This is a genomic window from Clostridium homopropionicum DSM 5847 (assembly GCF_001263795.1).
Taxonomy (GTDB): domain Bacteria; phylum Bacillota; class Clostridia; order Clostridiales; family Clostridiaceae; genus Clostridium_H; species Clostridium_H homopropionicum.
This window is the reverse complement of sequence record NZ_LHUR01000012.1, coordinates 185,851-207,030: the sequence shown is the minus strand read 5'-3', so window position 1 is coordinate 207,030 and position 21,180 is coordinate 185,851. Positions and strand designations below refer to the sequence as shown.

Here is a 21,180-nt window from a genome sequence, read left to right as displayed (position 1 = left end):
AGAGAAGGTGGTAATTTTGAAATATAACTTAGAGTTACAAAAGAAGATTGTTCCGGAAGCATTGGAGTTAATGGAGAAGAGATACAACATATTAAATACAATATTATACAATCAGCCAATTGGCAGAAGATTGTTAGCTACTTATTTGGGAATTGGAGAGAGAATTGTTAGATCAGAAGTTGATTTTTTAAAGAAACAAGGTCTTTTAGAAATCAAATCTGATGGTATGACTTTAAATGCTGATGGAAAAGATGTTTTATTTGAACTAAAGGAATATTTACATGAACTAAAAGGCTTATCCAATATGGAAGAATTTATTAGAAAAGCCCTAAATATAAAAAATGTAATTGTTGTCCCGGGAGATTCAGATGAAAACTCTCTTGTATTAGACGAAATGGGAAAGAGTGCTGCAAATTATCTTTTAAGTATAATACAGGATAATAATATTATAGCAATGACAGGTGGAACCAGTGTTAAAAAAATGGTAGATAGCTTTCAAAATACTACTGATAGAAAAGGACTTCTTATAGTTCCTGCAAGAGGTGGTCTTGGAAGAGAAGTGGAAATACAAGCAAATACTTTAGTTGCAAGACTTGCAGATAAACTTTCTTGTGATTATAAGATGCTTCAACTTTTAGATAATGTAGATTATGCAGAAATATTTGAAATTATTAATGAAGAAAGTATTAAAGAAGTAGTTAATAGTATTCATCTTGCTAATATATTGATTTATGGAATTGGTAAAGCGGATAATATGGCGAAAAAAAGAGGTTTGGAAAGGAGTGAAATAGAAAAATTAGAGAAATTGGGAGCTGTTGGTGAAGCTTTTGGATGCTATTTTAATAGAAGTGGTGACATTGTATATTCAAAGCCTACAGCTGGAATTAAAAGTGAAGATACTAAAAAAATAAAAAATTTAATTGCCATAGCTGGTGGAAAAAGTAAGGCTGAAGCTATTATAGCTGCTGAGAGATATATTTCTAAAAATACCCTTATATTAGACGAAGGTGCAGCAAAAGAGATTATAAATATAATTAAAAATGAGAACACTAATAAAGAACTTTTGTAAAGAAAAATTTAATTTAAAATGGGATATAATTTTAGGAGGTAATATTATGAGAAAAGTAGCAATAAATGGTTTTGGAAGAATTGGTAGAAATGTATTTAAGGCATTAGTAAATAATTATAGTAATGAACTTCAAGTAGTTGCAATAAATGATTTAACAAGTCCAGCTACTTTAGCACATCTATTAAAATATGATTCACTATATGGTAAGTTCCAAGGTACTGTTGAAGCTTCAGAAAACTCAATAATTGTAAATGGAAATGAAGTAAAAATATTTGCAGAAAGAAGTCCTGAGAAAATAGATTGGAGCAGTGTTGGCGCTGAAATTGTTTTAGAATGTACAGGTATATTCACTGATGCAGAAAAAGCAAAATTACACTTAAATGGAACAGTTAAAAAGGTATTAATTTCAGCTCCAGCTAAAAATGAAGATATAACTATAGTTATGGGAGTAAATGAAGACAAGTATGATCCTACAAAACATAACATAATTTCAAATGCATCATGTACAACAAATTGTTTAGCTCCTTTTGCAAAGGTTCTTCAAGATGAATTTGGAATAGTTGAAGGTCTTATGACTACAATTCACTCATATACTGGAGACCAAAGATTACTTGATGCTCCACATAGCGATTTAAGAAGAGCAAGAGCAGCAGCAGAATCTATGGTTCCTACAACTACTGGAGCTGCTAAAGCTGTAGCATTAGTATTACCAGAACTAAAGGGTAAATTAAACGGACTAGCAATAAGAGTACCTACACCAACAGTATCAGTTACTGACTTAGTATGTACTGTAGCAAAAGATGTTACTTTAGAAGAAGTTAATGGAGCATTAAAGAAAGCTGCAGAAGGTAAAATGAAAGGTATCCTTGGATTCAGCGAAGAACCTTTAGTATCAATAGATTACAGAGGAGATGAAAGATCTTCTATAGTAGATGGTCTATCAACTATGATTATTGGAAAAAGAATGGTTAAAGTTGTATCTTGGTATGATAATGAATGGGGATACTCAAACAGACTTGCCGATTTAGCAGCTTATGTATCTGACAGATTATAATTTAATTAATTTTATTTAATAAAAAGTATTGCTTTGTTCTTTACAAAGCAATACTTTTAGTTATATAATTTCAATTAGGGGAAAAATATACTAAACTTGATTTTTTGTTAAGATTAAGTTATAGTATATAAAGCAGTTTTATACAATATACTGTAAGGGAATACCATTGAATTAACAATAAGTGATACTAATCTAAAACACATTATTGAGTAATTTGATGTAAACCTTTACAAACAACTAAGTTTTTAAAGTTATAGGAGGTATGGGTATGAAAAAAAGAAAGCTAGTTGCCTTATTAGCAACTGTGGTACTGGTTGCATCATTATTTGCTGGTTGCGGATCAAGCAAAAAAACTGATGAGTCTGGAAAAACAACTCAAGATACACAAAAACCAAAAGTTATGATCGGTCTTTCAACTGATGAAGGTGGATTAAATGACAAATCCTTCAATCAAGCAGCAGACACAGGTATTAAAAAAGCTCAACAAGAATTCGGATTTAATTATAAGGCAGTAGAATCTACAAGCAAAGATGCTTATGTTCCAAATCTTCAAGCTTTAGCATTAGATATGAAGAGTGATTTAACTTTTGCTATAGGATATCAAATGGAAAAAGCATTAACTGATGTTGCTACTCAAAATAAGGACAAGAGGTTTGCAATAGTTGACTCTGTAGTAAAACTTGATAACGTACAATCTCTAGTATTTAAAGAAAATGAAGGTTCATTCTTAGTTGGTGTTATTGCAGCTAAAATGACTAAGACAGGAAAAATTGGATTTATAGGCGGACAACAAGGAGACCTTATTGGTAAGTTCGAAGCTGGATATATAGCAGGAGCTAGAGCAGTTAATCCAAACATAAAAGTTGATGTTAGATATGCAAACAGCTTCTCTGACTCTTCAAAGGGAGCTGAGCTTGCTAAGGCAGAATATGGTGAAGGTTCAGATATAATTTACCATGCAGCAGGTGGAGTTGGTATAGGATTATTCCAAGCAGCCAAAGAGTTAAAGAAAGCTGGAAAACAAGTTTGGGCTATTGGTGTTGATATGGACCAAGCAATAACAGTATTAGATGAAAACAAAAAACCTAGCTATGCTGATGTAATACTTACAAGTATGATAAAGAGAGTTGATACAGCAACTTATGAAGCAACTAAAGATGTTGTAAATGGAACTTTCAAAGGCAACACAGTTAAAGTATTTGGACTTAAAGAAGACGGTGTTGGAATTGCTCCATCTTCAAGAGGAGAAGTGCCAGCAGATATGAAGGATTTAGTAAAATCAAATGTTCCTCAAGATGTTCTTGCAATAGTTGATAAATATTCTGCAGCTATAAAAGAAGGAAAAATAGTTGTACCTGAAAAGCCAGCAGATGCAAAGACTTTTACTACTGATGCAGTAAAATAGTTCTTTTAATTTATCCTAAAAAGTAATAAAATAAGTAATATACTAGTAAAAGCTAGATGTAAAATGCATCTAGCTTTTACAATCTAATATCTAGTATGGGAAGTTAATTACCGTTAAGGGGGAACAATAATGGAAAAGGTAATTGAAATGAAAAACATTACTAAGGTATTCCCAGGAACTATCGCAAATGAAGATGTGGATTTTACTCTGTTAAAAGGTGAAACTCATGTACTTTTAGGTGAAAATGGTGCAGGGAAAACTACCCTGATGAACATACTTTATGGTCTCTATCAACCAGAAAAAGGCGATATCTACATAAAGGGTGAAAAAGTTAAGTTAGCAAACCCTAATGATGCAATTAAAAGAGGCATAGGAATGGTTCATCAGCATTTTATGCTTGTTCATAATTTTACTGTAGCAGAAAATATTGTACTTGGAACAGAACCTAGACGTGGACTAAAGATAGATATTAATAAAGCTATAAAAGATGTAGAAGAAATAGCAAAAAAATATGGTTTTAATATTGAACCTACAGCCATAATTGAAGATATTGGAGTAGGACAACAGCAAAAGGTTGAGATATTAAAAGCCCTTTATAGAGGTGCACAAATGCTTATTCTAGACGAACCTACAGCTGTTTTGACACCTAAGGAAATAGAGGAATTAGCAATAATAATTGATAATCTTAAAGCAGAAGGAAAATCTGTGATTCTTATTACTCATAAGTTAAAGGAAGTTATGAGTATGAGCGATAGAGTAACTATCATTAGAAGAGGTAAGGTTACAGGAATAGTTAATACAAAAGACACTTCCATTGATGAGCTTGCAGAGCTAATGGTTGGAAGAAAAGTAAAGCTTGTTGTTGATAAAAAACCATGCAACATTAATGATGAAATACTAAGCGTTGAGAATCTTCACGCTAAAGATGCAAGAAATTTACCAGCTGTAAATGGCGTAAGTTTCAGACTAAGTGGTGGAGAAATACTAGGTATAGCAGGTGTAGATGGGAATGGTCAAAAAGAGCTAATCGAAGTAATAACTGGTCTTAGAAAAGCTGAAAGCGGTACCATAAAATTAAAGGGTAAAAATATTTTTAATAGACCAACTAGAGAGATAATAGATAGTGGAATCGGTCACATTCCTGAGGATAGACAAAAAAGGGGACTTATTTTAAATTATTCTCTATTCGAAAATGCAATACTAGGTGTACAGCACAAGGAGCCTTTTAGTAAAAAAGGAATATTAAATTATAATAAAATAAGAGAATATGCACACAAAATAATTACTGAGTTTGACGTTAGAACTCCTAGTGATGAAGTATCGGCTGCATCACTTTCAGGTGGAAATCAGCAAAAGCTTATTGTAGCTAGAGAAATTTCTAAAGACCCGGATTTATTAATAGCATCTCAGCCTACAAGAGGAGTTGATGTTGGAGCTATTGAGTTTATTCATAAGAGATTAGTTCAGGAAAGGGATTCTGGAAAAGCTGTATTATTAGTATCATTTGAATTAGATGAAATTTTAGCCCTTTCAGATAGAATAGCTGTAATGTATGATGGCAGAATTGTTGGAATACTTAATAGAGAAGATGCAAATGAACAGAAGCTTGGAGTATTGATGGCAGGTGGAACTTTAAAGGATGAAGAAGGTGAGGTGAGCCAAAGTGAGTAATGAAATGAAAAATGAAAATAAAATTTTAAAAACTATAGTTAATGCTATTAAAAGTCTTCTTTTCCCTTTTGTAGCAATTATAATTTCTATTTTCGTAGCTGTATTCTTTGTAATGTGGGCAAAGGGTTATGCTATAAGTGAGTATTTTTCTGCTCTTGGACATCTATTTGGCTTAGTATGGCAAGGAAGCTTTGCCACACAGAGAAATGCTCTTACTACTCTATCTTATGTTACACCTTTAATTTTTACAGGTGTAGCTAACTCCATTGCATTTAGATGTGGTCTTTTTAATATAGGTGTGGAAGGTCAGTTCGTAATGGGAATGATAGCTGGAGGAATACTAGGTCTAATTCCAGGCTTAAATCCTGTAATTCACATCTTAATTATAATAGTTGGTGGTATTGTAATAGGGGGACTTTGGGGAGGAATTCCAGGTGCCTTAAAGGCAAGATTTGGAACAAATGAAGTTATCAATACTATCATGATGAACTATATAGGTATGAATTTAGCAAATTGGATTGTAAAGAAATCTATATTCACAGTTCCGGGAAAGTCAAGTACTCCTTTAATACAGGAAAGTGCAAGATTAATGAGATTTAGTAATACTAATGAAGCCAATATTAGCATTTTTATGGCTATAGCTTTTGCAATATTTATTTACTGGCTGCTATGGAAAACTACCATTGGATATGAAATCAGAGGAGTGGGTATAAATCCATCAGCTTCTGAATACGGTGGAATAAATGTTTCTAAGAATATGATACTAGCTATGGTTTTATCAGGAGCAATAGCTGGAATTGGAGGAGCTACTCATGTTGCTGGAGTAAGATACCAGGTTCAAGATTTTATGGCACTTCCAGGCTTTGGATTTGATGGTATAGCCGTTGCTCTTTTAGCAAAATCTAACCCTATTGGTTGTATTGCTTCTGCTGTATTGTTCGGTGCTTTAAAGAGCAGTTCAACTTTACTTCAGTTAAATGATATACCTAAGGAAATTGTATTCTTAATACAATCTATTATAATAATTTTCGTTGCAACAGATTATATAGTGAAGTATTTTGCAGATAAAAGAAAGAAGGGAGAGGTTGTAAATGGATAATATAATAATAGTACCATTATTAGCCGCTACATTAAGAATGGCAGCCCCTCTTATATTTGCAGGTCTTGGTGGAGTTTTTTCAGAAAAATCAGGAGTTGTTAATATTGGTCTTGAAGGTATGATGATAATGGGAGCCTTTTTTGCAGTTTTTGGTTCCTATACTACTGGCAGTCCAATTATCGGTATATTATTTGCAATGATAGCTGGAGGAGTAATTGCAGCTATCCATGGTTTCTTAAGTATACATTTGAGAGCAGATCAAATTATTTCAGGTACAGCTATTAATCTTTTTGCTACTGCATTAGCAAGCTTCTTAATAGGACCTATATTTAAAACTGGAGGACAAACTAATATAGTAAAAGGCTTATCATACAATTTGCCAGGATTCTTAAAAAATGTTCCTATATTAAATAGTTTAAACTGGTTTGTAATATTAGCTATAGTATTAGTTTTTGTATCTAACTATGTAATATTTAAAACTCCATTAGGTTTAAGAATAAGGGCAGTAGGGGAACATCCTAGTGCTGCAGATACTTTAGGTATTAGTGTTTATAAAATGAGATACTTGTGCGTAATAATATCAGGTGTATTAGCGGGACTTGGAGGAGCCGCTCTATCTATTGGAATAACTCCTCTATATAGAGATGGTATGGTAGCAGGACGTGGATTTATCGCTCTTGCAGCAATGATTTTTGGAAACTGGAAACCTTTTGGTACTATGTGGGCTTGTATGCTTTTTGCCTTTGGTACTGCTTTCCAAATGGTTGCTCAAGGCTTTAGCATCAGCTTACCAAATGAGTTTTATCAAAGTATACCATATATACTAACTATGCTTGCCTTAGCAGGATTTGTTGGAAAAACTGAAGCTCCAAGAGCAGATGGTAAACCATATATAAAAGGTGAAAGATAATATACTATTTAACCATGAGTATAATTTTTATACTCATGGTTATTTTTTTACATAGAAAATTATAATTTTCTATGTAAAAAAAATGTGGAATACGTTATAATAAAAGTGGGACTAAAATGATTTATAGTGGGACGTTAAAAGACCAATTAGGTGTATTTTAAGTATATTTTTTAAAGCTAATAAATATAGCAAAAACGGTGAAGAATAATAAAGGCATTATTAAAGTAAAGAAAGTGTAATTTACCATTTATTTTGATATTCAGTAAATTTAGTATTATAATAAGTTGGTAAGGATTAGCTATTAATAAGTTATTAAAAATATTTTCATAAATTAAAGAAGGGAGATATTTATTATGAAATTTAACAAGAAAACTGTAGAGGATATACAAGTTAAAGGAAAAAAGGTATTAGTAAGATGTGATTTTAATGTTCCCCTTAAAAATGGAGTAATTACAGATGAAAATAGATTAGTAGGAGCTATGCCAACAATAAAATATCTTATAAATAATGGAGCTAAGGTTATTCTATGTTCTCATCTTGGAAAGCCAAAGGGAGAAGCAAAACCGGAATTATCATTAGCACCAGTTGCTAAAAGACTTTCTGAAATGCTTGGAAAAGAAGTTGTATTTGCTGCAGATAACAACGTTATAGGAGAAAATGCAAAAGCTGCAGTGGAAAATTTAAAAGATGGCGATGTAGTACTATTAGAAAATACTAGATATAGAAAAGAAGAAACTAAAAATGAAGATAATTATTCTAAAGAATTAGCTTCTCTTGGAGAAATATTTGTAAATGATGCTTTTGGAACAGCTCACAGAGCACATTGCTCAACTGTTGGTGTAACAAAATATTTAAATGAATCTGTATGCGGTTATTTAATTCAAAAAGAATTGGAGTTTTTAGGGAATGCAGTAGAAAATCCACAAAGACCATTTGTTGCAATACTTGGAGGAGCAAAGGTTTCTGATAAACTAGGAGTTATCAATAACCTATTAGAGAAGGTTGATACTTTAATAATTGGTGGTGGAATGGCTTATACTTTCTTAAAAGCCTTAGGACATGAAATAGGAAAATCACTTCTAGAAGAAGATAAAATAGAATATGCAAAAGAAATGATGAATAAAGCAGAAGAAAAAGGAGTAAAATTACTTCTTCCAATAGATATTACATATGCTGAAAAATTTGATGAAAATGCTGAACCAAAGATATCTGAAGGAAGAGATATTCCAGCAGACTTTATGGGCTTAGATATTGGACCCAAAACGGCTGAATTATTCTCTGATGCAATAAAAGATGCAAAGACAGTTATTTGGAACGGACCTATGGGAGTTTTTGAATTTGCTAATTTTGCTAAAGGAACTATTGCTGTTGCAAAGGCTATGGCAGAAGCAGATGCAACTACAATAATCGGCGGTGGAGATAGTGCATCAGCAGTAAATAATCTAGGCTTTGGAGATAAAATGACTCATATTTCAACTGGTGGAGGAGCTTCTTTAGAGTTTTTAGAAGGAATTGAACTACCTGGAATAGCTGCACTTAATGATAAATAGCAAATGTATAAATAATTGACAATGCACAATTGACAGTTGACAATTATGGATGTTTTGCTAATGCAAAACTCAAATTTGAAAAAAACAATTAAACTGATTTCAACTAGTTATTTTATTGCATTCAAGTTTTTCTGAAAGAAAAACTACATTTATTGTCCATTGTCAATTCTCAATTGTCAATTAAATTTAGAGATTAGAGACTAGAACCTAGGACCTAGCAACTAAAACCTAGCACCTACAAAAAAAAGGGAGTGTAAAATTTGAGAAAAGCAATTATAGCTGGAAATTGGAAAATGAATAATACTATTGAAGAGGCAGTAAAACTAATAAACGAATTAAAACCATTAGTTGTGGAAGCTACCTGTGAAGTAGTAGTATGTCCCCCAACAATATGTTTACAGGCAGTTAAAAAAGCTGTAGAAGGAACGAACATAAAGGTAGGAGCACAAAATATGCATTTTGAAGAAAGTGGTGCTTTTACTGGAGAAACTTCACCAGTTATGCTAAAGGAATTAGGAGTAGAATATGTTATTTTAGGCCACAGCGAGAGAAGACAATATTTTGCTGAAACAGATGAGGCATTAAACAAAAAAATGCATAAAGCTTTTCAGCATAAATTAATACCAATACTTTGCATTGGAGAAACTTTAGAGGAAAGAGAAACAAATATAACTGAGGAAGTACTTGAAAAACAAATAAAGCTTGACTTAAACGGTCTTACAGCAGAGCAAGTTTCTAATACAATTATAGCTTATGAGCCTATTTGGGCAATTGGAACAGGTAAAACTGCTACATCAGAACAAGCAGAAGAAACTATAAGCTTCATTAGAAAAACAATTAAAGAAATGTTTAATGAAGAAGCTTCAGAAAAAACAAGAATACAGTATGGTGGTTCAGTTAAACCTTCTACAATTAAAGAACAGATGGCAAAGCCAAATATAGACGGTGGACTTATTGGAGGAGCTTCTTTAAAGGCAGAAGAGTTTGCAGCTATAGTTAATTTTGATAAATAATATAAGAAAAATGCGATGCATTTTTCTTAAGTAACCAGTGACCAGTGGCCAGTTGCCAGTAGAATTAATAAAACTGGTTACTGGTTACTAAGAATTTTACGTCGTAAAATTCTTATATAACGGAGGTGGAACAATGGGTAAAAGACCAGTAATGCTGGCTATTTTAGATGGCTTTGGTATATCTAATAATAAAGAGGGAAATGCTATAAAGGCAGCTAAAATGAATAATTACAATAATATCTTAAAGGAATATCCTAATACCCAGTTAGGAGCAAGCGGATTATCAGTAGGACTTCCAGAAGGACAAATGGGAAATTCGGAAGTTGGACACTTGAATATTGGAGCAGGAAGAATTATATATCAAGCACTTACTAGAATAACTAAAGCTATAGAAGACGGAGATTTAGCTAAAAACGAAGCTTTGTTAAAGGCTATAAAAAATGTAAAGAAAAACAATTCTTCCCTTCATTTTATGGGTCTATTATCTGATGGTGGAGTACATTCTCATATAGAGCATTTAAAAGGTTTAATAAAATTAGCATCTGAAAACAATATAAAAAAGGTATATGTACATGCTTTCTTAGATGGAAGAGATACAGCACCAAATTCAGCTCCAAGTTTTATTAAAGAAATAGAAGATTATATGAGTGAAATAGGAGTAGGGACCATAGCAACAGTATCAGGAAGATACTATGCTATGGACAGAGATAAAAGATGGGAAAGAGTACAACTTGCCTACGATGCTTTAGTTCTAGGTAAGGGTGAGCATGCTAATAGTGCCATGGAAGCAGTGGAAAAGTCATATCATGACAATAAAACTGATGAATTTGTTCTTCCAACAGTTATAATTAAAGATGGAAAACCTACTTCCGTAATAAAGGATGAGGATTCTGTAATATTCTTTAATTTCAGACCAGATAGAGCAAGACAATTAACTAGAGCAATAAATGATAAAGTCTTTGAAGCTTTTAAAAGAGAAACTTTAAATTTAACTTTTGTTACAATGACAGAGTATGACAGCACAATAGAAAATGTAGAAATTGCTTTCAAGCCAGAAATCTATTATAATACATTAGGAGAATATTTAGGAAAGCTTGGAAAAACTCAATTGAGAATTGCTGAGACAGAAAAATATGCTCATGTTACCTTTTTCTTTAATGGAGGAATTGAAGAAACCTACAAAAATGAAGATAGAGTATTGATTCCTTCACCAAAGGTTGCAACTTATGACTTGAAGCCAGAGATGAGTGCTTATGAGGTAACAGAAGAAGTTTTAAAAAGAATAGATTCAGATAAATATGACATGATAGTTTTAAACTATGCAAATCCTGATATGGTAGGACACACTGGTATAATGGATGCAGCTGTTAAGGCAGTTGAAACTGTGGATGAATGTTTAGGTAAGGTTGTGGATAAAATACTAGAGAAAAATGGCTCTATATTTATAACTGCAGACCATGGAAACTCTGAACAGATGATGGATTACTCCACTGGAGGGCCTTTCACAGCTCATACTACAAATCTTGTGCCGTTTGTTTATGTATCTAGAGATGCTAAAGGAAAAGAGCTTAGAGATGGTGGAATTTTAGCAGATATTGCTCCTACTATTTTAACTGAGATGGGACTGCAGATTCCTAAAGAAATGACTGGAAAGAGCTTAATTAAGTAATGTTGGTAAAGTGATTTTACTAGAAAACAAATTTTGTTTTCTAATATATATATTCTATGTAAATTAAGGAGGAGAAAATAATGAAAACTTTCGTAGAGATAGTTGATGTTTACGCTAGACAAATACTAGATTCTAGAGGAAATCCAACAGTAGAAGTAGAAGTAGAATTAGAAGATGGAACAGTAGGAGTTGCAGCAGTACCATCAGGAGCGTCAACAGGTATATTTGAAGCAGTAGAATTAAGAGATAACAATAAAGCTGTTTATTTAGGAAAAGGTGTTGAAAAAGCAGTAGAAAATGTAAATGACTTAATTGCTGACGAATTAGTTGGAATGAATGTTCTTGATCAAGTAGGTATTGACAATGTTATGATCGAACTTGATGGAACAGAAAATAAGAGCAAACTTGGAGCTAATGCAATGCTAGGAGTATCTTTAGCTTGTGCAAGAGCAGCTGCTCAATCTTTAGGATTAAGCTTATATCAATACATAGGTGGAGTTAATTCAAAGGTATTACCTGTACCTATGATGAACATATTAAATGGTGGTTCTCACGCTGATAATAACGTAGATTTACAAGAATTTATGATTATGCCTGCAGGAGCTAAATCATTCTCAGAAGCTTTAAGAATGTGTGCTGAAATATATCACACTTTAAAGAACCTTTTAAAGGATAAAGGCTTATCAACTGGTGTTGGTGATGAAGGCGGATTTGCACCAAACCTAAACAGCAATGAAGAAGCTATTCAAGTAATTATAGAAGCAGTTGAAAAAGCAGGTTATAAACCAGGTGAAGAAATATTTATAGCTTTAGACCCAGCATCTTCAGAGTTCTACAACACAGAAGCTAAATTATATGAATTAAAAGGAGAAGGAAGAAACTTAACTCCAGCTGAAATGGTAGACTACTATGCAAACCTAGTAGAAAAATATCCAATTATCTCAATTGAAGATGGTATGGCAGAAGAGGATTGGGAAGGCTGGAAGTTAATCACTGAAAAGCTTGGAAATAAAGTTCAATTAGTTGGAGACGATTTATTCGTTACTAACACTAAGAGACTTTCAATGGGAATTGAAAGAGGAGTAGGAAATTCAATTCTTATTAAATTAAATCAAATAGGAACTTTAACTGAAACTTTAAATACTATAGAAATGGCTGAAAGAGCTGGATATACTGCAGTAGTTTCTCACAGGTCAGGAGAAACTGAAGATACAACAATAGCTGATTTAGTTGTTGCTGTAAATGCTGGTCAAATTAAAACTGGTGCTCCAGCAAGAAGTGAAAGAGTTGCTAAGTACAATCAACTTTTAAGAATTGAAGAAGAGTTAGGTGCTTATGGAGAATACAGAGGATTAAAAGCATTCTACAATCTAAAAAAATAATTAGCTCATAAAGAAAGTTGCCTAGCAACTTTCTTTTTTTAAAATATTAGTAAAATAAATTGTAATTTATTGTATAGTGTGATAAAATAAATAGATGTAAATTGTATATAATAGCTTAGATAGGGAGGTGCATATAGTTGTATAAATTTTTACAGGTTGCACAAATATTAGTGTCCATTGCACTTATAATTACTGTATTAAAACAACCAGGAAAAGCTGATGGCTTTAATTTAATATCAAGTACTTCAGAAACATTCTATGCAAAAAACAAAACTAGGACTTATGAATCATTTTTAAGCAGACTTACTGTTTTGTTAGCAATAGGATTTGCGGTAATAACTGCTTTTCTTACATTATTGAGGTAGTTTTTATAGGCACTAGGCCATAATATAAATACATAAGATAGTTTTATTAAAACTATGATTTTAGACATATGAATTTAAAGATTCATATGTTTTTTATTTTGCCTTAAAATTTATTATTAATAAATCTAGATAATACTTAATACACTTATTATAGAAGTTAATACAATAAATTACTTCTGCTAGATTAATAATAATTAAGGGGGAGAAATATGAATTCATATTTGCCTATTGTTTGCGGTATTTTAGCTTTAATTTTTGCATTCATCTTAACTAAGGGTATTAGCAAGGAAGACCCAGGAAACGAAAGGATGAAAGAAATTTCTGGGTATATACATGAGGGAGCTATGGCATTTTTGAAGAGAGAATACAGGTACCTTTCTGTATTTATAGTGGTGGTAGCAATTATCATCATACTTGCAGTTGATTACAAAACAGCTATTTGTTTTGTTTTTGGAGCTGTTTTTTCAATTCTTGCAGGATATTGTGGAATGAATGTAGCTACAAAAGCTAATGTAAGGACTGCTCAGGCAGCAACAGAAGGGCAAAGGAAAGCTCTTAAAATTGCTTTTTCGGGTGGAGCTGTAATGGGAATGTGTGTTGTTGGTCTAGGGATATTTGGTTTAGCATTGTTGTATATAATTTTAGGAAATGATCCTAATTTTATAACAGGCTTTGGACTTGGAGCTAGTTCAATTGCATTATTTGCTCGTGTAGGTGGAGGGATATACACTAAGGCAGCTGATGTAGGAGCAGATTTAGTTGGAAAGGTAGAGGCTGGAATACCAGAGGATGACCCTAGAAATCCAGCAGTAATAGCAGACAATGTTGGCGATAATGTAGGGGATGTAGCTGGAATGGGTGCTGATTTGTTTGAATCATATGTAGGATCAATAATATCAGCTTTAACTTTAGGTTATTTTTTATTTTCAGGGGAACAATCTAAAATACTATTTCCTCTTATGCTAGCTTCAGTTGGTGTAATAGCATCTATAATTGGTGCAATATTTGCAAGAAATAGTAAGAATAGCAACCCTCAAAAGACATTAAACCATGGGACATATATAGGAGGGGTATTAGTTATTATAGGGTCTTTATCATTAAGTATAAGCATTTTCGGAGATTCAAAAGCTTTCTTTGCAATACTAGCTGGATTAATTGTTGGAATTTCTATAGGTAAAATAACAGAAATTTATACTTCTGATGAGTATAGATTTGTTAGAAGAATAGCAAAACAATCTGAAACCGGAGAAGCTACTACAATAATTTCTGGTTTTGCAGTGGGAATGTACTCCACCATGATTCCTATAGTACTTATTTGTGCTGGAGTTTTATTCTCATTTTATATAATGGGTGGAGGAGAAAACATATTTATGGGCCTTTATGGAATATCTCTTGCTGCAGTGGGAATGTTATCTACAACAGGTCTTACAGTAGCAGTAGATGCTTATGGTCCTATAGCAGATAATGCTGGAGGCATTGCAGAAATGTCAGGTCTTCCTTCAAGTGTTAGGGAAATTACAGATAAGCTTGATTCTGTAGGTAATACTACTGCCGCTATTGGAAAAGGCTTTGCTATTGGGTCAGCGGCACTTACTGCTCTTGCATTATTTGCATCCTATGCTCAAAAAACAGAATTAACTGCAATTAATCTTTTAACACCAGTAACCTTAGTGGGAGTCTTAATAGGGGCTATGCTCCCATTTTTATTTGGTGCTTTAACTATGGAGTCTGTAGGAAAAGCTGCTAATCATATGATTGAAGAAGTTAGGCATCAGTTTAAAACTATTCCGGGTATAATGGAAGGTAAAGCAAAACCAGACTATAAAAAATGTGTAGATATTTCAACTTCAGCTGCACTAAAAGAAATGATACTTCCAGGTGTTCTTGCTATAGTTGTTCCAATTGCTGTAGGTATGCTATTAGGAGTTGAAGCCCTAGGTGGACTTATTGGAGGAGCAGTTTCCTCAGGAGTATTAATAGCAATTATGATGGCAAATGCAGGTGGAGCTTGGGATAATGCAAAGAAATTCATAGAAAGAGGAGCCCATGGAGGAAAAGGCAGCGATGCTCACAAGGCAGCTGTAGTAGGTGATACAGTAGGAGATCCTTTTAAGGATACCTCAGGTCCAGCCATGAATATATTAATTAAGCTAATGACTATAGTATCTTTAGTTTTTGCAACAGTGATTGCAAATAATGGAGGAATTTTATTAAGATTATTTAATTAGTTGAGTTTAAAGTATTTAAAGTAGGTTTATTTAATATAATCGCTAATCGCTAATCACTAGTCGCTATTTAGAATATATAGCGATTAGGGAATAGAGATTAGCGATTTATTATATTTAAAATAATAAAATTAAACTAACTTAATATTAAATTTACATAAAATGCTATATTATAAGAAATAAATTCTAATATAGACAAGGTTTGACTAAGGTTGGCAATTAGGATAGTATATAATTAAAAGGGAATAGAATTTTAAAGAAATTATCACTAGAAAATAGGTTTAAATAATAAAAAATATATAAATATGATTAGTTTAATAAAAAAAGGTAAACATAATATAAGAATAGGATTTTAGATAGGAGGGATAAGGATTGAACATAAAAAATGCATTATTAGATTTTATGAAAGAACTGGCTTATAAGCCTATGGATATACAAGAGCTAGCAAAGGTTTTCGGAATTCCAAAGGGAGAAATGAAGGATTTTAAAGATATCTTAAAAACCATGGAAAAGGAAGGTAGTGTAATAAAGACAAGAACAAATCTTTATGGGTTACCAGAAAAAATGGGACTAATTCCAGGAAGGCTGCAAGGGCATTCTAAGGGCTTTGGATTTGTAATTCCTGACGATGGCAGTGCAGACTTATTTATAACTTCATCTAATATGAATGGTGCAATGCATGGAGACAAGGTTATAGCTAAAGTTTTAAAGGATGAAAATAGAGGAAAGAAAAGAGAAGGAGAAATTCTAAGAGTTACGGAGAGAGCTAATAAGAGTTTAGTTGGAGTATATGAAGCTAGTAAAAACTTTGGCTTTGTGGTTCCAGAGGATAAAAGAATTTATCAAGATATATTTATTCCTATTGAATGCTCTAAAGGCGCTACCCATGGAGATGTAGTAATAGTTGAAATAAAAGAATGGCCGGAAAAAAGAAGAAATCCAGAAGGAGAAGTTAAAGAGATACTAGGTAAAAAAGGTGAAAGAGGAATAGATATACTAACTATAATTAAAAAACATAAGCTGCCAGAAGAATTTCCTCCAAAGGTTCAAAGTTATGCAGCAAATGTTCCTCAAGAAATACCTGAAGAAGAATATAAAGGTAGAGAAGATTTAAGAAATATAAAAATGGTGACTATAGATGGAGAGGATGCTAAGGACTTAGATGATGCAGTTTCTATTGAAAAGCTTCCAAATGGAAATTACTATCTAGGGGTTCATATTGCAGACGTTTCTCATTATGTAAGAGAAAAAAATCCTCTTGATAAAGAAGCCTTAAAGAGAGGAACTTCCGTATATCTTATTGACAGGGTTATTCCTATGCTTCCAAGGGAGTTATCTAATGGTATATGCAGTTTAAATCCTAAAGTTGATAGACTCGCTATGACTTGTTTTATGGAAATAAGCAACCAAGGAAAAGTTGTAGATTATAGGATTACTAAAAGTATAATAAAGACAAATGAAAGAATGACATACACAAATGTAACTAAGATCCTAAGAGACAAGGATCCAGAGCTTATAGAAAGATATAAGGATTTATATGAAGATTTTAAAACAATGGAAGAGCTTTGTGAAATTCTCTACGAAAAGAGAAGGAGAAGAGGAGCAATAGATTTCGATTTTGAAGAATGCAAGATAATATTAAATGATAATGGAAAGCCAATAGATATAAAACCTTATGAAAGAGCTATTGCTAATAGAATAATTGAAGAATTTATGCTTGTATGTAATGAAACTATAGCAGAGCATATGTTTTGGACTAAACTTCCTTTTGTTTATAGAATTCATGAAGATCCAGATGAAGAAAAACTACAAAGATTTAGAAACTTTGCTTATAACTTAGGATATTTCATAAAGGCAAGCAATGATGTGCATCCAAAGGCACTCCAGCAAATTATAGATGAAGTAAGAGGAAAGAAGGAAGAGACAGTAGTAAATACACTTTTACTTCGTTCATTGAAGCAAGCCAGATATTCACCAGAATCTGTAGGGCACTTTGGACTTGCAGCAAAATATTATTGCCATTTCACTTCTCCAATAAGAAGATATCCTGATTTAATAATTCATAGAATAATTAAAGAATCCCTTGATGGACTAATTGATGATAAGAGAGTTCAGCAGTTAGAAAAGGCTGTAGATTATGCAGCTGTGCAGTCCTCAGATATGGAAAGAATTGCCGTGGAGGCTGAAAGAGAAGTAGATGACCTAAAGAAAGCTGAATACATGAGTGAAAGAATTGGTGAAGAATACGAGGGTATAATTTCTTCAGTAACTAATTTTGGATTATTTGTAGAACTTCAAAATACAGTAGAAGGTTTAATTCATATAAGCACCTTAGACGATGACTATTACGTTTATGATGAAGAACATCTATGTCTAATAGGTGAGAGAACTAAGAAACAATACAGATTAGGAGATGAAGTAAAAATAAGAGTATCTAAAGTAGATTTAGATTCTTATGAAATAAACTTTGACCTGTTGAAGGAAGATGATGAAGAAGAAACTGTGGAAGAAGAGTAATATAAGAAAAATGCGTCACATTTTTCTTAAGTAACCAGTAAATGAAATAATTAAGCGCAGCTTAATTATAAAATCCGCCATTGTAGCAAGCTACAATAAGCATAATGAGCTACGCTCATATAAAATTCTAGTTTTGCAGAGCAAAACTTCCTTTACTGGTTACTGGCAAACTGGTTACTCATAAGAATTTTACCTCGTAAAATTCTTGATTATTGACTAAGTATTAATTATAATGTATAATTTATACCCAAAAGTGACTTTGAAAAGTAGGTGTTAATATGGGGAAGGATAGTAAGAACAATACCTTAGCACAAAATAGAAAAGCATATCATGATTATTTTATTGAGGAAGTTATGGAAGCTGGAATTGTGCTTGTAGGTACAGAGGTTAAGTCTATAAGAGGCGGCAAGGCAAATCTAAAGGATAGTTATGCTCAGGTTAGAAACGGAGAGATTTTCCTTTGCAATATGCACGTAAGTCCTTATGAAAAAGGAAATATATTTAATAAAGATCCATTGAGAGAAAGAAAATTACTTCTCCATAAATCGCAGATAAATACTTTACTTGGCTATTCAACTAGAGACGGGTATACTTTAATTCCAGTGAGCCTTTACCTTAAAAAAGGAAGAGTTAAAGTAGCTCTTGGGGTTGCAAAGGGTAAAAAGAATTACGATAAGAGAGATGCTATAGCAGAAAAATCTGCTAAGAGGGATATTGATAGACAAATGAAAGAAAGAATGAGATAGAGCTGTGCATAATGCACAGCCTTTTTAATTTATAGATAAATACATATAATTAAAAGAACTTCCCTGTTATTTCCGCATAATTTAGTAATATATATAATTTATGCGGAGGGATACAAATGATTATAGAGTTAACAGCATTACACTATGTGTACCTACTATTTATTCTAATAATTATTTTCGCCATGATATTAAAGAAGGATATAACCCTAATATGTATTATAGGAATATTTGCCCTTGGAGCATTAGGAACTGAATCAGTATATAAATCCTTAATGGGTGTATTTAACAGCTTTATTTATGCTACAAAAGAGCTATTGCCGACTATATTAATTATTTCAGTAATAACAGCAATGAGTAATCTTTTAGTTGAGTCAGGAATAAATCAAGAGCTAGTATCACCCTTTAAAAAAATCATTAAATCCTATGGGGTAGCTTTTTGGGTTATAGGACTTGTTATGATGACAATTTCCTGGTTCTTCTGGCCATCACCAGCTGTTGCTCTAGTTGGAGCGCTACTTATACCAATAGCTAGAAAAGCTGGACTTCCTGCCATGGGAGCTGCAGTAGCTATGAACATCTTTGGACATGGTATAGCATTATCTAGTGATTATGTTATTCAAGCTGCACCAAAAATTACTGCAGATGCAGCAGGAATTGAAGTATCCCAAGTTATATCCGCAAGCGTACCTTTAACTATAACTATGGGAGTAGTAACCACTGTAGCTGCTTTCTATTTGATAAGAAAGGATATTAAATCCGGTGCATTAACTGTTCAGGAAGAGGAGATGGAGGAAATAGAGTACAAATCTTTAAATTTAATTTCTTCAATAAAAGTGAGAAGAGTTTTAGCAATGGCTATTCTAATACTTTTTGCTGTTGACATTATTATAATGGTTTTTGCTAAACTTCAAGGTGGAGATGCAACTGCTCTTATTGGAGGAACTTCAATACTTATACTTTCAGTTATAGCTGTATTATCATACGGTAAAAAGTCTCTAGAGAGTATAACAAATAATCTTGTAAAGGGTTTGCAATTTGGTTTTAAAATATTTGGAGTAGTAATTCCAGTGGCAGCCTTCTTCTATTTAGGAGACTCCGCTTTCAATGAAATTTACGGCAAGATTCTCCCTCAATCTTCTACTGGAATAGTTAATGATTTAGGTGCAGCACTAGCAAACTTAGTTCCTGTAAATTCCGCTGTTGCGGCAATAACCTTAACATCAGCAGGTGCCATTACAGGATTAGATGGATCAGGATTTTCAGGAATATCTCTAGTAGGCTCAATTGCAAGGTTGTTCTCCACAGCCATAGGTGGAGGAATAGATACTTTAACTGCTCTTGGACAGATAGCAGGTATATGGGTTGGAGGTGGAACTATAGTCCCATGGGCACTGATTCCTGTAGCTGCAATTTGTAGAGTAGATGCCTTTGAATTGGCTAAGAGAAATTTGAAGCCAGTAATTATTGGACTTTCAGTAACTACAGTCGTAGCCATGTTAATTATATAGAAACTATGTTTTAAAATATGGAAATTATTAAATTAGATACCAGTTACTAGCAGGTAATATAATTTGTCTAAAAGAATATACTTTTTAGTAACTGGTTATAATTATATAGTATACTTCCATTATTTTAAGAAAAAATACTGTAAAATCCTATTGATAACCTTTAGTGTATATTGTATTATAGTATTTGTCACTTCAATAGAGCGTATTGACGGTGATGATTGATAATGATAAAATATAGTGATAATAGAATGCGTTTTTAAATTAAAGGTAATGCAATACTACCTGAATTTTATAACACGGGGGCGTACATGGCTTTCGACGGGGGTGTGTTGTGCTACAGAAGCGAGTCGATGGTTTCCTGGACCAGCGTTAAAAAACTGGGAATTAAATATAAACGCAGAAGAAAATTACGCTTTAGCAGCTTAATTAAGCCGCTCGTCCTACCCGAGAGTCCCACGACTTGGGATAGGGCGTCAATTAGTGGGGAACCGAGCCTTGGAAAGCTTTGACCTTGGAACGGAAAACATGAAGCTACTGAAACTGGAAGCCTGTCCTTAGGCGTCTAGTGGAGGGAATGTCAAATTAAGGACTGCACTCGGAGATGCTGTAGTGTTGCTGCTTTCGGACAGGGGTTCGATTCATAAAAGAGTCGCCTTATGAAGTGATTCATAAGTGAAAACTTGGCTTTATCGGTGAAACCGTAACGTTATTATAGACGACGGCAATACCGAGTGGTATGTGAGGAAACTCAACAGCCGCGTATCGACTCATAGGCTTCTAAGTTCATAAAACAGTGAATATTGAAGTACTAGGATAGAAGCTTCAAAACTATATTATGGCTTCTATAAAACGCCAAGGGGCTTAATTCTTAATTAAGCTTAAGATATAGTCAGCACCATTTGGAAACAATGGGAAAATGTGTCCCCTCGCCTCCACCATACATAAACTATAATTTTGATACAATAGAAAGTCCTTGGTTTCAAGGACTTTTGACGTT

15 protein-coding genes and 1 other RNA gene are annotated in these 21,180 nt (G+C 33.0%); all 16 read left to right on the top strand.

Annotated features, from left to right (window positions below; genetic code table 11):
• Positions 1 to 16: 16 nt before the first annotated feature.
• The 16 genes from CLHOM_RS04400 to ssrA all read left to right on the top strand — a co-directional run bounded on the left by CLHOM_RS04400 (position 17) and on the right by ssrA (position 20,824).
• Positions 17 to 1,069: a sugar-binding transcriptional regulator gene (locus CLHOM_RS04400; protein ID WP_052220476.1), complete on the top strand. Its 1,053-nt coding sequence runs from the start codon at positions 17 to 19 to the stop codon at positions 1,067 to 1,069.
• Positions 1,070 to 1,115: 46 nt separating this feature from the next.
• Entirely contained in the window at positions 1,116 to 2,123 is a 1,008-nt protein-coding gene (gap, locus tag CLHOM_RS04395) for a type I glyceraldehyde-3-phosphate dehydrogenase (RefSeq protein ID WP_052220475.1), read from the top strand.
• Positions 2,124 to 2,391: 268 nt separating this feature from the next.
• Positions 2,392 to 3,528, top strand: a complete 1,137-nt coding sequence (locus CLHOM_RS04390) for a BMP family lipoprotein (protein WP_052220474.1) — start codon at positions 2,392 to 2,394, stop codon at positions 3,526 to 3,528.
• Between the two features lie 129 nt (positions 3,529 to 3,657).
• Entirely contained in the window at positions 3,658 to 5,199 is a 1,542-nt protein-coding gene (locus tag CLHOM_RS04385) for an ABC transporter ATP-binding protein (protein ID WP_052220473.1), read from the top strand.
• Between the two features lie 4 nt (positions 5,200 to 5,203).
• Positions 5,204 to 6,298, top strand: coding sequence for an ABC transporter permease (locus CLHOM_RS04380; protein WP_052220577.1), 1,095 nt, complete (start codon positions 5,204 to 5,206; stop codon positions 6,296 to 6,298).
• Entirely contained in the window at positions 6,291 to 7,208 is a 918-nt protein-coding gene (locus CLHOM_RS04375; protein WP_052220472.1) for an ABC transporter permease, read from the top strand. The genes CLHOM_RS04380 and CLHOM_RS04375 overlap by 8 nt, the downstream gene beginning before the upstream one ends.
• A 353-nt stretch (positions 7,209 to 7,561) precedes the next feature.
• Entirely contained in the window at positions 7,562 to 8,758 is a 1,197-nt protein-coding gene (locus CLHOM_RS04370; protein ID WP_052220471.1) for a phosphoglycerate kinase, read from the top strand.
• A gap of 260 nt (positions 8,759 to 9,018) precedes the next feature.
• Positions 9,019 to 9,771, top strand: coding sequence for a triose-phosphate isomerase (tpiA, locus tag CLHOM_RS04365; protein WP_052220470.1), 753 nt, complete (start codon positions 9,019 to 9,021; stop codon positions 9,769 to 9,771).
• A 133-nt stretch (positions 9,772 to 9,904) separates the two neighbouring features.
• A complete protein-coding gene (gpmI, locus tag CLHOM_RS04360) occupies positions 9,905 to 11,440 on the top strand; it encodes a 2,3-bisphosphoglycerate-independent phosphoglycerate mutase (protein ID WP_052220469.1) in 1,536 nt (511 codons plus the stop codon).
• Positions 11,441 to 11,520: 80 nt separating this feature from the next.
• Complete coding sequence (gene eno, locus CLHOM_RS04355; protein ID WP_052220468.1) at positions 11,521 to 12,822, top strand: phosphopyruvate hydratase; 1,302 nt, start codon at positions 11,521 to 11,523, stop codon at positions 12,820 to 12,822.
• 137 nt (positions 12,823 to 12,959) lie between these two features.
• On the top strand, positions 12,960 to 13,187 hold the full coding sequence (gene secG, locus CLHOM_RS04350; protein ID WP_052220467.1) for a preprotein translocase subunit SecG: 228 nt from the start codon (positions 12,960 to 12,962) through the stop codon (positions 13,185 to 13,187).
• A gap of 209 nt (positions 13,188 to 13,396) precedes the next feature.
• A complete protein-coding gene (locus CLHOM_RS04345) occupies positions 13,397 to 15,415 on the top strand; it encodes a sodium-translocating pyrophosphatase (RefSeq protein WP_052220466.1) in 2,019 nt (672 codons plus the stop codon).
• Positions 15,416 to 15,784: 369 nt separating this feature from the next.
• Complete coding sequence (rnr, locus tag CLHOM_RS04340) at positions 15,785 to 17,929, top strand: ribonuclease R (protein ID WP_052220465.1); 2,145 nt, start codon at positions 15,785 to 15,787, stop codon at positions 17,927 to 17,929.
• Between the two features lie 278 nt (positions 17,930 to 18,207).
• The gene (gene smpB / locus CLHOM_RS04335) at positions 18,208 to 18,675 is read left to right on the top strand and encodes an SsrA-binding protein SmpB (RefSeq protein WP_052220464.1); all 468 of its coding nucleotides are present in this window, start codon (positions 18,208 to 18,210) and stop codon (positions 18,673 to 18,675) included.
• A gap of 116 nt (positions 18,676 to 18,791) precedes the next feature.
• Positions 18,792 to 20,183, top strand: coding sequence for a hypothetical protein (locus tag CLHOM_RS04330; protein ID WP_052220463.1), 1,392 nt, complete (start codon positions 18,792 to 18,794; stop codon positions 20,181 to 20,183).
• A 307-nt stretch (positions 20,184 to 20,490) separates the two neighbouring features.
• Positions 20,491 to 20,824, top strand: a transfer-messenger RNA (tmRNA) gene (gene ssrA / locus CLHOM_RS17805).
• Positions 20,825 to 21,180 lie beyond the last annotated feature (356 nt).

What these genes read in the sequence shown, in the direction of transcription:
- gap (WP_052220475.1), top strand. Translation starts at nt 1,116, where the DNA reads ATGAGAAAAGTAGCAATAAATGGTTTTGGAAGAATTGGTAGAAATGTA.
- CLHOM_RS04390 (WP_052220474.1), top strand. Translation starts at nt 2,392, where the DNA reads ATGAAAAAAAGAAAGCTAGTTGCCTTATTAGCAACTGTGGTACTGGTT.
- CLHOM_RS04385 (WP_052220473.1), top strand. Translation starts at nt 3,658, where the DNA reads ATGGAAAAGGTAATTGAAATGAAAAACATTACTAAGGTATTCCCAGGA.
- CLHOM_RS04380 (WP_052220577.1), top strand. Translation starts at nt 5,204, where the DNA reads ATGAAAAATGAAAATAAAATTTTAAAAACTATAGTTAATGCTATTAAA.
- CLHOM_RS04375 (WP_052220472.1), top strand. Translation starts at nt 6,291, where the DNA reads ATGGATAATATAATAATAGTACCATTATTAGCCGCTACATTAAGAATG.
- CLHOM_RS04370 (WP_052220471.1), top strand. Translation starts at nt 7,562, where the DNA reads ATGAAATTTAACAAGAAAACTGTAGAGGATATACAAGTTAAAGGAAAA.
- gpmI (WP_052220469.1), top strand. Translation starts at nt 9,905, where the DNA reads ATGGGTAAAAGACCAGTAATGCTGGCTATTTTAGATGGCTTTGGTATA.
- eno (WP_052220468.1), top strand. Translation starts at nt 11,521, where the DNA reads ATGAAAACTTTCGTAGAGATAGTTGATGTTTACGCTAGACAAATACTA.
- CLHOM_RS04345 (WP_052220466.1), top strand. Translation starts at nt 13,397, where the DNA reads ATGAATTCATATTTGCCTATTGTTTGCGGTATTTTAGCTTTAATTTTT.
- smpB (WP_052220464.1), top strand. Translation starts at nt 18,208, where the DNA reads ATGGGGAAGGATAGTAAGAACAATACCTTAGCACAAAATAGAAAAGCA.
- CLHOM_RS04330 (WP_052220463.1), top strand. Translation starts at nt 18,792, where the DNA reads ATGATTATAGAGTTAACAGCATTACACTATGTGTACCTACTATTTATT.